13 protein-coding genes are annotated in these 13,012 nt (G+C 32.4%); 11 read left to right on the top strand and 2 right to left on the bottom strand.

All coding sequences use genetic code 11. From position 1 onward, the window contains the following. Position 1 precedes the first annotated feature (1 nt). The 8 genes from panB to C661_RS0100570 all read left to right on the top strand — a co-directional run bounded on the left by panB (position 2) and on the right by C661_RS0100570 (position 7,084). Complete coding sequence (panB, locus tag C661_RS0100605) at positions 2 to 829, top strand: 3-methyl-2-oxobutanoate hydroxymethyltransferase (RefSeq protein WP_017413352.1); 828 nt, start codon at positions 2 to 4, stop codon at positions 827 to 829. 16 nt (positions 830 to 845) lie between these two features. Next, the gene (gene panC, locus C661_RS0100600; RefSeq protein WP_017413351.1) at positions 846 to 1,691 is read left to right on the top strand and encodes a pantoate--beta-alanine ligase; all 846 of its coding nucleotides are present in this window, start codon (positions 846 to 848) and stop codon (positions 1,689 to 1,691) included. A 12-nt stretch (positions 1,692 to 1,703) separates the two neighbouring features. Beyond that, the gene (gene panD, locus C661_RS0100595) at positions 1,704 to 2,087 is read left to right on the top strand and encodes an aspartate 1-decarboxylase (RefSeq protein WP_017413350.1); all 384 of its coding nucleotides are present in this window, start codon (positions 1,704 to 1,706) and stop codon (positions 2,085 to 2,087) included. A gap of 286 nt (positions 2,088 to 2,373) precedes the next feature. Continuing rightward, positions 2,374 to 3,219 carry a class I SAM-dependent methyltransferase gene (locus C661_RS0100590; protein WP_017413349.1) on the top strand — a complete coding sequence of 282 codons (846 nt, stop codon included), beginning with the start codon at positions 2,374 to 2,376 and terminating at the stop codon, positions 3,217 to 3,219. Between the two features lie 208 nt (positions 3,220 to 3,427). Further along, the gene (locus C661_RS0100585; protein ID WP_017413348.1) at positions 3,428 to 4,696 is read left to right on the top strand and encodes an MFS transporter; all 1,269 of its coding nucleotides are present in this window, start codon (positions 3,428 to 3,430) and stop codon (positions 4,694 to 4,696) included. A gap of 251 nt (positions 4,697 to 4,947) precedes the next feature. Further along, positions 4,948 to 5,400, top strand: coding sequence for a DUF2975 domain-containing protein (locus C661_RS0100580; protein WP_017413347.1), 453 nt, complete (start codon positions 4,948 to 4,950; stop codon positions 5,398 to 5,400). Positions 5,401 to 5,460: 60 nt separating this feature from the next. After that, a complete protein-coding gene (locus tag C661_RS0100575; RefSeq protein ID WP_017413346.1) occupies positions 5,461 to 5,670 on the top strand; it encodes a helix-turn-helix domain-containing protein in 210 nt (69 codons plus the stop codon). Positions 5,671 to 5,737: 67 nt separating this feature from the next. Continuing rightward, positions 5,738 to 7,084 (top strand): B12-binding domain-containing radical SAM protein, encoded by a 1,347-nt coding sequence (locus C661_RS0100570; protein WP_017413345.1) that lies wholly within the window; start codon positions 5,738 to 5,740, stop codon positions 7,082 to 7,084. Positions 7,085 to 7,394: 310 nt separating this feature from the next. On the opposite strand, the gene C661_RS0100565 is transcribed toward C661_RS0100570, so the two are convergent. Beyond that, the gene (locus C661_RS0100565) at positions 7,395 to 8,744 is read right to left on the bottom strand and encodes a DUF4317 family protein (RefSeq protein WP_017413344.1); all 1,350 of its coding nucleotides are present in this window, start codon (positions 8,742 to 8,744) and stop codon (positions 7,395 to 7,397) included. Positions 8,745 to 9,139: 395 nt separating this feature from the next. Here C661_RS0100565 and C661_RS0100560 point away from each other — a divergent pair, with 395 nt between their 5' ends. Both C661_RS0100560 and C661_RS0100555 read left to right on the top strand, forming a co-directional pair. Continuing rightward, a complete protein-coding gene (locus C661_RS0100560; protein ID WP_017413343.1) occupies positions 9,140 to 10,339 on the top strand; it encodes a 4Fe-4S binding protein in 1,200 nt (399 codons plus the stop codon). Between the two features lie 120 nt (positions 10,340 to 10,459). After that, the gene (locus tag C661_RS0100555; protein WP_017413342.1) at positions 10,460 to 11,251 is read left to right on the top strand and encodes a UPF0489 family protein; all 792 of its coding nucleotides are present in this window, start codon (positions 10,460 to 10,462) and stop codon (positions 11,249 to 11,251) included. Between the two features lie 231 nt (positions 11,252 to 11,482). Here C661_RS0100555 and C661_RS0100550 read toward each other — a convergent pair whose 3' ends face one another. Then, entirely contained in the window at positions 11,483 to 11,911 is a 429-nt protein-coding gene (locus C661_RS0100550) for a pyridoxamine 5'-phosphate oxidase family protein (RefSeq protein ID WP_017413341.1), read from the bottom strand. Positions 11,912 to 12,047: 136 nt separating this feature from the next. Here C661_RS0100550 and C661_RS0100545 point away from each other — a divergent pair, with 136 nt between their 5' ends. After that, on the top strand, positions 12,048 to 12,980 hold the full coding sequence (locus C661_RS0100545; protein WP_017413340.1) for a helix-turn-helix transcriptional regulator: 933 nt from the start codon (positions 12,048 to 12,050) through the stop codon (positions 12,978 to 12,980). Positions 12,981 to 13,012 lie beyond the last annotated feature (32 nt).

The raw sequence follows: 13,012 nt of genomic DNA, 5'->3' as shown, positions 1-13,012 counted from the left end.
TATGAAAAATACAGTGATGACTTTTAAAGAAGCAAAAATCAAAGGTGAAAAACTCACAATGCTTACAGCCTATGATTACTCAATGGCTAAGCTTATAGATGAATCGGAGATAAATGGTATTCTTGTTGGTGATTCACTTGGAATGGTATGTCTTGGGTATGAGGATACCTTAAGTGTTACTATGGAGGATATGATTCATCATACAAAGGCAGTAGCAAGAGGGGCAAAAAATGCTCTTATTGTTGGAGATATGCCTTTTATGTCTTACCAAACCTCTATATATGATGCCGTGTGTAATGCAGGAAGGCTTATAAAAGAAGGAAATGCAAATGCTGTTAAATTAGAGGGTGGAGCAGCTGTAGCAGACCAGGTAAGTGCAATAGTTAAGGCTTCAATACCAGTAATGGGACATTTGGGACTAACCCCTCAATCAGTAAATGCCTTTGGGGGCTTTAAGGTTCAGGGAAAAAGTGAGGATGCTGCTAGAAAACTTATTGAAGAGGCACAGATATTAGAAGAGGCAGGGGCCTTTGCTATAGTATTAGAATGTGTTCCTGCTAAACTTGCAGAACTTATTACAAGAAGAGTAAGCATACCCACAATAGGAATAGGAGCCGGAAAAGGTTGCGATGGTCAAATCCTTGTATATCAGGATATGCTTGGCATGTTTTCAGGCTTTAAGCCTAAATTTGTTAAGCAGTTCTCTGATGTAGGATATCATATGAGAGAAGCTTTTAAACAATATATTGAAGAAGTAAAAGCTGGGTCCTTTCCCGCAAAAGAGCATGAATTTAAAATAGATGAAGAAGTATTAGAAAAACTATATTAGTAAAGGGGATAAAACCATGAAGATAGTTCATAGTGTAAAAGAGGTTAGAGATATAGTTAAACAGTGGAGAAAACAAGGTCTTTCAGTAGGATTTGTTCCTACTATGGGGTATTTGCATGAAGGTCACGGTTCCTTGGTAGAAATGGCAAGTAAAGAAAATCACAAGGTAGTAGTAAGTATATTTGTAAATCCTATTCAATTTGGTCCAAAAGAAGACTTTTCAAGTTATCCAAGAGACCTAGAAAGAGATGGAAAAATTGTTGAAGCTGCTGGTGGAGATTTAATTTTTAATCCTTCTAATGAAGAAATGTATTTAGGGGACTTTTCAACCTATGTAGATATGAATGGAATAACTGAAGGGTTATGTGGAGCTAAAAGGCCAGGCCATTTTAGAGGAGTTTGTACTGTTGTAACAAAATTATTTAATATTGTATTACCTGATAAAGCTTACTTTGGGGAAAAGGATGCACAGCAACTGGCTGTAATAAAGAGGATGGTAAGAGATTTAGATATACCAGTGGAAATAGTGCCATGCCCTATAGTTAGAGAAATTGATGGCCTTGCTATGAGCTCAAGAAACACATATCTAAATACAGAAGAGAGAAAAGCAGCTCTTGTATTAAGTAGAAGCTTAAATAGTGCTAAAGAAGCTCTCTATAAGGGTGAGAGAAGTGGAGAAAAGATAAAAGCAATAATTAATGAAATCCTTACTAGTGAGCCTTTAGCACGGATTGATTACGTTAATGTAGTTGATAGCTTATCTCTTACAGAAGTAGCTACAATTGATAAGAGTGTGTTAGTAGCAATAGCTGTATTTATTGGTAAAACTAGATTAATTGATAATTTCATCTTTGAAGTGTAAGGGAGATACATCATGATAATTAATATGTTAAAATCAAAGATTCATAGAGCAACAGTTACTCAGGCAGAATTAAATTATGTAGGAAGCATAACCATAGATAAAGACTTAATGGATTCAGCAGGAATTCTAGAATATGAGCAGGTTGCAATTGCAGACATAGATAATGGAGAAAGATTTGAGACTTATGTTATTGCAGGGGAAGCTGGAAGTGGAGTTATTTGCTTAAATGGGGCAGCAGCAAGATGCGTTCAAAAGGGAGATAAGATTATTATAATGTGTTACTGTGGGCTTCATAATGAGGAAGCAAAAACTCATAAACCAAAGGTTGTGTTTGTTGATGAAAACAATGCAATATCTAAGGTAGGTAGTTACGAGAAACACGGGGAGATTTCATAGAGAAACCAATAGCTGGCTAGTAAGGGATTTTCAAAAAGAAATAAAGCAGTATGTTTGACTAGTTTGAGTTATACTACGCCAGTAGGTTCCTTGTCGGCAAAAGCTTGCTTATGAACACAAAATAGCCTTCACATCTTTGATTTGTTATTTATTTCTAAATGACTAAGGTAATAATTACATGTGTAAGAGACGGTTTATCCTAATCTAAATCTATAGTATAATAGTTAAGGACAAGCTTTCGATTAATTAATTTATACTATAACAATTGGGTGAGGTATATAAACATATGACAATAGAATTAGAGAAATATTATAATAAGTTTTGTGAAGATAAAAGATTAACAAGAAAATATGCACAAGTAGAGTTCTTAACTTCAATGAAATATATTCATCAGTATCTCGAAAATTATGAGAACCCAAAAATCTTAGATGTTGGGGCAGGTACAGGAAGATATTCTGTACAGTTAGCCAATGAAGGCTATGATGTTACAGCCATTGAACTTGTGAAACATAATCTAGGAATTTTAAAATCAAAGGGAAGTACAGTAAAAGCAATGCAAGGAACTGCCTTAGATTTATCAAGATTTGAGGAAAATACCTTTGACATAACCTTAGTGTTTGGACCTATGTATCATTTGTACAAATTTGAGGACAAGGTGAAGGCTTTACAAGAGGCTAAAAGAGTAACAAAGGTTGGTGGGATTATCTTAGTAGCTTATTGCATGAATGAATACAGCGTGTTAACTTATGGATTTAAGGAAAATAATATCCGTACATCTATTGAAAAAGGCAAACTAAGCAAAGATTTTCATGTCATATCAGAGCCAGAAGACTTATATGATTATGTAAGACTTGAAGATATTAATAAGATTAATGAACAAGCTGAAATAGAAAGGTTAAAAATAATTGCAGCTGATGGACCAGCTAATTATATGCGTCCTATCATAAATGATATGGATGAAGAAACCTTTAAGCTTTTTCTAGATTATCATTTTTCCACTTGTGAAAGACCAGATTTATTAGGGGCTAGTGCTCACACTTTAGACATTTTGATAAAGAAAGAAGACAAAAGAGAAGAGGATGAAGCCCTATCTTTTGAAAACTCCATTGTAAATAAAAATATTAATGACTAATGGGCTTTCATTGACAAAGTTATAAAACCCAGAAAAATCTAACTTGTAGATTTTTCTGGGTTTTTAAGTTATATATTCATTGAAATGAATATAGCCATTGCATTCATAAATACTTTCGATATATGATTATAAGAGCGGTATTTGGTATCTGACTTACTTATTTTTGAAGATGCCTTAATGAACAAAACTTGTTTTGGGGGAATGTATAATGAAAATGGGAACAATTAGGACGGGAAAAAAGGAAGTTACACTTTATTTTTTAATATTGGCGTTAACGGCTCTTGGCCTTGGACTTAGTGATGGGGTTTTTTCAAATTACTTTAAGGAAGCTTATAATGTAAATGCTTTTCAAAGAGGGGTAATTGAGTTTCCTAGAGAATTACCTGGAATAATTTCAATTGTAGTAATTTCATTGCTGTCATTTTTAGGGGATGTGCGTATTGCAATCATTGCACAGCTTTTAAGTGCTATAGGACTTTTATTTTTAGGATTTTTAACTCCCCCTTTTGCAGTAATGTGTATATTTCTTTTTATCAATTCTATGGGGATGCATTTATTTTTCCCCTTATCTGATGGCATAGGAATGTCTCTTATAAAGGATGAAGAAGTAGGAAAGAGAATGGGTCGCTACAAGGGAGTTAGCACAGCTTTTAGTATGCTTGCTAGCGTTGCGGTATTTGTTGGGTTTAGGACTGGATTTTTTAGTTTAACTGCACCTGTAAAGATTATATTTCTTATTGCAGCTGTGATTTTTGTAGTAGTCTTTATATTGCTTCTTTATATGAACAAAATTGTAAAGGTTCCAATTAAGGAAGAAAGAAAACTAAAGTTTATATTCCGTAAGGAGTACAAATATTATTATATTTTAGCAATAATGACAGGAGTTCAAAAGCAGATAATGGCAGTTTATGGCCCTTGGGTACTTATCGATCTTTTAAGTAAGAAGGCTGACACCATCGCAATTTTGGGGATAATAGGCTCCTTTATAGGTATATTTTTCATTCCTGCATTAGGTAGATGGCTTGACAGATATGGTATAAGAAAGATGCTTTATGTTGATGCCATATCCTTTATAGTGGTATATGTTGCCTATGGATTTTTAGCATCGGGGTTTTCAACAGGAGTTCTTAGTAAGGTAGGTATACCTGTTATTTTAACCTTTGTATTAATTATACTTGACCGTATGTCTATGCAGATGAGTATGATAAAAACAATTTATCTTCGCTCTATAGCAGTGGATGAATCTGAAATTACTCCTACTTTGTCCTTTGGTATGAGTATGGATCATATTGTATCAATAATATGTGCATATATAGGAGGAATCATTTGGACTGCCTTTGGTCCGCAGTATATATTCTTCTTTGCAGCTGTAGCTTCTCTAGTTAACCTCGCTGTGGCAAAGGTAGCAGTAATAAATGAAGAAGCAGGAACAAAAATAGAAGTGGAAGTGAAACCAGCCAATAGAAATTTAAGTTAGCAATTTTATAAAGGTGAATACAGATAGAGTTAAAAGAAGTTTTGTTGAAATGGAATAGAGTGTTAATATTGAGATGATTTCTTATTGAAAGGAAGTCATCTTTTTTATTTACCTTATACAGCAAAAATCAATAAAAACTTATTGATAAACGATAAACAATGTGATATTCTATATATAAATTTAAAAAAAAAGGTTAATAGTAATACGAGATGCAATGTTTGTAATTATTAATCAAAAATGAGGTGCTTTTTATGAAACGATATTCAACAATTTTTTTGAAAATAGTTGTTATTCTTATTGGGATTCCGGTTCTTGGGCTATGTATATTTTGGGTGCCTGGGTTTATAAACTATTTACATTTTTCTATTATAATGGGGGTTTATATAGCGGCAATAACTTATTTCTTTGCTCTTTATCAGGCTTTAAAACTTTTAAGCTATATTGATAAGAATAAAGCTTTCTCGGAATTATCTGTAAAGGCTTTAAAGAATATAAAATACTGTGCAAATACAATTAGCATTATGTTTGCAGCACTTACACCATTTTTATATCCTATAGCGGAAGCAGACGATGCCCCAGGACTTGTAGGGTTTCCAATTATTATTATTTTTGCATCAGTTGTGATTGCAGTATTCGCTGCTGTTCTTCAAAGGCTTTTAAAAGAAGCTATTGATATTAAATCAGAAAATGATTTAACTGTGTAAGGCTAAATAAACAATTAAAAATTGTTTAAGGCAGAATTAGGAATACAGGAGGGAAGCAATATGGCAATTATAATTAATATTGATGTGATGCTAGCTAAAAGGAAAATGAGCGTCACAGAACTTACAGAAAAGGTTGGAATAACCATGGCAAATCTCTCTATATTAAAGAATGGAAAGGCTAAGGCCATTAGATTCTCAACTTTAGAGGCAATATGTAAAGCTTTGGACTGTCAGCCAGGCGATATTTTAGAATATAGAAATGACACATAAATGAGAGGGTGAAGGCTGAACGCTAATTAGTTAAAGGGTGAGTAAAGTTTATTTAGTGAGGTAATATATGAAGATTAAGTTAATTCAACCTGCAATGCTACCAAGGCCTATGGACACAAAGTTAAAAACAAGAATGTCTCCTTCCTTAGCTTTATTAACAATAGCAAATCTTACACCTAAAGACCATGAAGTTATTATTGAGAATGAAAATATTGAAAGCATAAACTTTAATGAATCTGTGGATTTAGTAGCAATAACTGTTACTGTAGATGTTATGAATAGAGCAGTGGAGATAGCAAGGGAGTTTCAAAAACGAGGAATAACAGTAGTTGCTGGAGGCATACATATTACAGCGGATCCAGAGGGAACTTCTAATAGTTTCGATGTAATATGTGTTGGAATGGCTGAGAGAGTTTGGTGGAAAATACTTAAGGATAAAGAAAATAATTCACTTAAGAAGATATATTATGATATGGAAGGTATTTCTGGGGAGGAAATAATATCACCTAGTTATCAGAGTATTGATAATAAAAAGTACTTATATACTAATATAATTAGTACAAGCAGAGGATGTCCTTTTAAATGTGATTTTTGCTATAATAGTTGCAAAGATACACTTAAAACTTATATCAATAGACCTATAGAAGATGTAATTAAAGATATAAAGGCATTAAAAACAAGACATATAATGTTTATTGATGATAATTTTATTGGAAATCCTAAATGGACAAAAGAATTGCTGAAGGGAATAAAACCACTAAAACTAAAGTGGAATGCAGCGGTTACTTCCAATATAGTGGACATGCCAGAGTTATTAGATGAAATGAAGGATTCTGGTTGCCAAAGTCTATTTATAGGTTTTGAAAGTATAAATAGTAAATCCATAGATAGTGTCCATAAGGTGCAAAATAGTGTAAACAGATATGAAAAACTTGTAGGTGAAATTCATAAAAGAGGAATAATGATAAATGCAAGTTTTGTTTTTGGGTTAGATGAAGATGATGGCTCTGTATTTAAGAATACCTTAGAATGGATAGTTAAAAACAAGATAGAAACTGTAACGTCACATATCCTAACTCCATATCCTGGCACAAAGTTATACTCATCACTATTAGAGGAAAATAGAATTGTAGATTATAATTTATCAAATTATAACACTGCTCATGTGGTATATAAACCTAAGAATATCACAGCAGAGGAATTATATAATGGCTATCTATGGATATACAAAGAAGTATACACCTTTAAAAATATAATGAAGAGACTACCAAAAGCTAAAGAACAATGGATTCCCTTTCTAGCATTTAATTTATTTTATAGGAAGTTTGGAAAGCTCACCGAAGCAGTGTGCAATATAGTTTCTTTTAAAAATATAGGAAGATTTTTTAGGTGGTTGGCTTATTTTATAAAGTAGGTATGGGAATTTTGTTATACTATAAAACCCAGAAAAATCTAATGTTTAGATTTTTCTGGGTTATTTAAGTTTTTTCTTGTTTAACCTAATGCACAAGAAGTCCCCTAACCTTTTAGCCTTCCTTGCTCATGAAAGAAGAGCGTAGGTGAGGGGAGCATGTCATGAAAGCTTAATAAAGATTTTAACCTAGGCTTTTAATAGAAATCTTATATTCTTTATTTTCAAAGCCTTTAATGAGACTAAAATAGCTTTTCTGAGATTTTTTTGGTTTTAGATAAGAACATTTATAAGAACCATGGGTAGTAACTAGTTAAAGTTCTGCAGTAATACCATTTACATTAGCTTGTTCATTATCTTCCACAGGAATAATAATACACTTTTTACCTTCGATTATTTCAGATCTTATTTGAGGTACTTTTTCAGGCTTTACCTTAAGTACAATATCATAGTTTTCAGCAGTAGTAGCAGTTTCTACTTCAGTGGCAGAGTCAGTGTTTTCTTCTGAGTTATCAGAAGAAGTTGTTTCTAACAGTTCATCAGTGGCTGCTTCTATAGCTGATTCCTTTTCTGTGTCAACAGAATTTTCTTGTTTTGTTTCCTCAAGTATTTCCTCAAGTATTTGTATTTTCTTATGAAGTTTTTCTTCCTTTTTTCTTTGCTCGTTAGCTGCAAGTACTTTTTTATCTATTAAATGCTCTACTACAGGAGGAGCATCACCAAATTCTTCTGTATAAGATTTTTCAATTTTTGCTGTGATTTCTTCAGAAAGCCCACTTTCAATTAAAATATCTTGAATACTATCATTAGTCAAAATTATAGGTTCAGCATCCTTACCATTAATGGTATTATGCTCCTCCACTATATTATTAAGGGTTTCTTGAATTTCCATGAATAAACCTTCAGATTTTTTTTCATCATCCCCAAGGGCTTCACGGATAATAGCAGTGAAGGCTTCTTTCTGCTCAGTAGCAGTTTGTTTTGAACTACAGCCTAAAGCTTTTTCCATTAATTCTGGATGAGGAGCCTTTGCGTTTTTTGTGTAGTACATAATGGAGTTAACATCAGTGCTACGATCTGTGAAAGCTGGGAAAATAAAGCCTACCTCAGGTTGACCAACTACCCAATCTCTAATTCTTGCACCAATTCGATTTTCATCTTCAAAGTATCCAAGACCTGGTTCAGTAAGAGACACTGGACATATTGCACATAATAGGTACTCATATACTTCTTCTGATTCATCTAATTTTGAATTGTCCGTAGTTCTTGTAATAACATCGTAAGCATCGTGAAAAATAAGTATTAGAAAATTACCTGCATAGTCATAACTGTCTATGATTAAATTATAAAAATTATCAAGAAGTCCATCATTTTTTAGTTTACTATTCTTAAGTTCGAATAGAGAAAGTTGTCTGCTATTTATATTTTCTTCATCAAGTGGAAAGCTAAGTTCTAAAAGATTATTACCCACAGTACCCGATAGGGTTTTTTTAGCAATCTCTAAATATTTAAAGAATTCTTCATCCCTTAGGTTTAAAAAAGTTTCTTTAATTTTTAATACAATGTTTTTCTCACCGTCTACATAGCAGCCGCACATTTTAGTAAAGGTACATTCGGCTTTTTTAAAACGTCTTTTTAATTCTAGTATATCTTTCTTTTTCATAAGTCCCCCTTAAATTTCATGAGTTTACCAGAGAGAAAGAACTTCAACAGCAAATAATTTGTTGGAAGAAGTTGTTTCTCCAAAAATATGAATACTAATAAAAATCATTTTTTCAAATCTGAGTTACGTAGTAAACAGTTATTCTTCTAATAGTTAAATAGTGCCTCCGTAACTGAGAATAAATTATATCAAAGTATGATTATTTATGTATCTAAGCAAAAAACACATCACCTAATATAGTATAAAGTGCAATAAAAACCTCTGCAAGTGATTAAGGCATCTTCAAGAGATAAATTTGATTTTAGGATTTAAGCTTCATTTAAGAATCATCAAATATAATTATAACTGCAATAAGTGATTTACATAATACGTGAAAGGAGCTGAAGGTAAATATTATGAAGAAAAAAGAACAAAACATTAGATATATACGTTATACTGTACAAGCCTTAGGAATTTTAGTCACTATCTTAGGTTTATTTATCAACTATCCTATAGCAAATTCAATTTTATTGGGGATAACTTTAATCTTAGGACCTGTATTTTGTGGATGGATTTGCCCTTTTGGTACATTGCAGGACGTGTTTGCAACCCTTGGACATAAGCTAGGAATAAAGAAATATAAAATGCCAACAAAACTAAAAAGAACTTTCGTCCCATTGAGATATATCCTATTATTCATCACAATACTAGTAAGTGCAGATTATATTTTTACCCTTATGACCTTAGATCCTCGTGGGAATTTTACTAATTTGTTAGGAGGCAATGCACTGACCATAATAGGGTGGAGTGTGATTTTTATATTCCTTGCTGCATCAATGGTGTTTGAAAGACCCTTCTGTAATTATTTTTGTATTGAAGGGGCAAAGTTAGGGGGATTCGGTACTCTAAGACCCCTAACTATTATAAGAAATGAAGAAACTTGTGTGGGGTGTAGTAAATGTAACGGTGTTTGTCCTATGAATATTGATGTAGCGTCTCATGGACAAGTGAGATCCTTACAATGTATAAACTGCATGGAGTGTGTAGCAGCCTGTCCTGTGAAAAAAACTTTAAAGGTTGGTGTAATACCAGGTAAGAATATAACTAAGAAAGTAGTATTAGCCCTTGCTGCCATGACTTTCTTGTCGGTGGTGTACACTGGAGTAAACTCAAATTCTATCATGGCCATGTTGGAAGGGGATAATTCAATTCCAGCTTCAACTGCCATAACTGCCATAACTGGTGAAGCTGCTGCAGGCTATGGAGATGCAGCAGGTATAGCAGATGGAGTCTATGAGGGAACTGGTACAGGCTTTAGAGGACAGATCACAGTCGAAGTAACTGTGAAAAACCAGCAAATTACTCAGATAGAGGTAACAAAAAATAATGATGATGCTAAATGGTTTAATAGAGCTTACAGCACTGTAACTTCTAATATTATAAAAAATCAAAGTGCAGAGGTAGAGGTGGTGTCTGGAGCGACTTATTCTTCTATGGGTATAAAAGAAGGAGTAGCCAATGCTTTAATAAATGCAGGTGGTAAAAGTGTTAAGGCTATAGTTAATGATCTACCTAAAGAAGGTAAAGGACAGCATGGAAAAAGAAGAGAAAGATAATTTATATATGTGCTAATGCTGGAGTACGCCTTTATTAAAGAACCCTTTTCCTTTTATTAAGAATATGGTATCTTAGATATTATGAAAATTTAGGGGTGTTTTTTAAAGGAGTGCTTATAGTTGAAAACAGATAAAGTAACTGAGAAAGTAATAGGAGAAAAGAAAATTTATATTGTAGCTAATCATCATGAAGTTATAATTCCATGGTCAGAATACGATTCTAACAATGAAACTGCGCCAGTATTATTAACTTTTGACCACCATATGGACACTCGTAGTGCATTTTGCAGGCATTCCCATAAGGTTGCTGGATTAGAGTGGAAGAAATTAAGTGATGAATTGATAGCAGACACAGATATAAATAAACCAAGTTCAATAAGTGCCGCATTAGAAAAACTTTGTAATGATGAACATATAGATTTTTCTTTGCAAACAGGGATGATATCAGATGCAGTTGTATTTAGTCTTCTCAGTGCAGGTATTTGTAGAGATTATGGCAATAGCAAGATATACTATATAGACCCTTGTTGCACCAGTAAGTGTGATAAAAGTTCACATGATGAGGAGTGTCAAATTCAGGTATATGATAAGGTAATAGAAGATGAGGAATTACTGTTTAAATTAAATCAGATAAATAAGTTTATACCTGATTTTTTTATGGAGAATAGAATAAAAAAGAAATTTATTTTAGATATTGATTTAGATTGTTTCCACACTAAAAAAGCTATCAATCCTGTAGCTATGGGTGTTTTTAACTATTTAATAAATAATGCAGAAATAATTACTATAGCAACAGAAGGAGATTATGTTGAATTAGAAAAAAAGGACAATGACATAAATGAGAAGTATCTTTTGGAAAAGTTGTTAGTGCATATAGAAAATGCTAGGAAATCTATGGTGGCAGATGATTAGCCTAGGTAAATTATTTTGTTGTAACAAACGTAGTTTGTTCACAAAGTATCTTTGTTTAGTTTAAAGCTGCTTCCAAAGTTGCATTAAATAATGAACTTGTTCATTACCTAATGAATAATAGAATGAGAATCTTTAATTAAATCAGGATTCTCATTCTATTATTTTTTTTGTAATTAAAGTTTAATTATAAGAAATCCTTGAATTTATGGGACCTAAATTAAGGAAGGGATTTTATAAATTTATTTTACCACCCTTGCCAAGGTCTAAAACTACAGATGCTTCATTAAAGCTAATCTCATAAACATCTAACATTTCCCCTGCCTGTGCTATTAGCATTTCATAGCTTGGAAGTTTTTTTATAAATTCATCCTTTAAATCAAAGATTGTTAAATCACTTTTTTTAACTGTAGCATTTTGAACTCTAATATGTTCACTGTTTTCAATTGAAACGGGAACTGTTGTAAAGGATACTACATTGTTTTGTGAAAGTTCTAAGGTCTTTGGATTACCTCTAAAAGATGAAAAGTAGATAACACCTTTATTTTCAGGATTATTACAAAAGTTTACCACTCTAACATTAGGTACATTATCTACACAAGTTGCTAAAGCAATTCTATTAGTTTCATCTATAACTCTGTTGAATTCTTTTATTAATTCCATTTTTTATTCTCCTTTTATAAGTTATTTCATTAGTACTAAGGCTCCTTGCTTAATACAAACTTATTCTAACATAGAACCTTGACAACAGTATGTCATATTTATATGATAAGTAAAAAAGAAAAAGGATTGATGAAATTTGAAAATAGATAGGTTAATCTCCATTATTATGGTATTGCTCCAACGTAAAAAAATTAGTGCAACTAAGCTTGCGGAAATGTTTGAAGTTAGTCCCAGAACTATATATAGAGATATAGAAACTATAAATTCTGCAGGTATACCCATAATTACTTATCCAGGGATTAATGGCGGTATTGGAATTATGGAGGAATATAAAATTGATAAGAAGCTTTTTACTACCTCAGATATCGAAACACTTTTAATTGGTCTTGGAAGCATCTCCAATGCAATAACTAACGATGAAATTATTAATACACTTGCAAAGGTAAAGGGATTAGTTCCAGATGAGCAGATTAGAGATATTGAATTAAAGTCAAGTCAAATTACTGTTGATCTTACGCCATGGATAGGAAATAAGGACCTGCAGCCAAATCTTGAAAAAATTAAAAAAGCATTGAATGACAAAAAAATATTATCTTTTGAATATTTAAAGGGCAATGGTAAAAGAAGCAATCGAAGGGTTGAACCTTATAGGTTGGTATTAAAAGAGCTGCATTGGTATTTACAAGGGCACTGTGATTTAAGACAGGACTTCCGTACTTTTAAACTATCTCGTATTTCAGCACTTGAAATTCTTGAAGACACATTTATTCCCCGAGAATTTCATGTAAAATCATTAGGTTCATGGGACTATATAGAAAAAAATATTATAACCATCAAACTTATAGTCCATGAATCTCTGAGAGAGAAGATGGTAGAACACTGTGGAGAAGAAAACATCCAACCTTATGAAGATAATAAATTTATTGTTAACTTTCCATTTACAGAAGATGATTTTGGATATAACCTTTTGATTAGCTTTGGGGATAAATGTGAATGCTTGGAACCAATGCAGGTGCGACAGGAGGTTATTAGTAGAATTAAAAACTTGTTAAAGGTTTATAACTACTAAAAGCTTCTAGGTAACTTTCTTAGATAGAGTAT

It is taken from the genome of Clostridium tunisiense TJ, assembly GCF_000300195.1.
GTDB classification, from domain to species: Bacteria; Bacillota; Clostridia; order Clostridiales; family Clostridiaceae; genus Clostridium_J; species Clostridium_J tunisiense.
The sequence above is the reverse complement of the archived record's forward strand: the minus strand, read 5'-3'. Positions and strand labels throughout refer to the sequence as shown.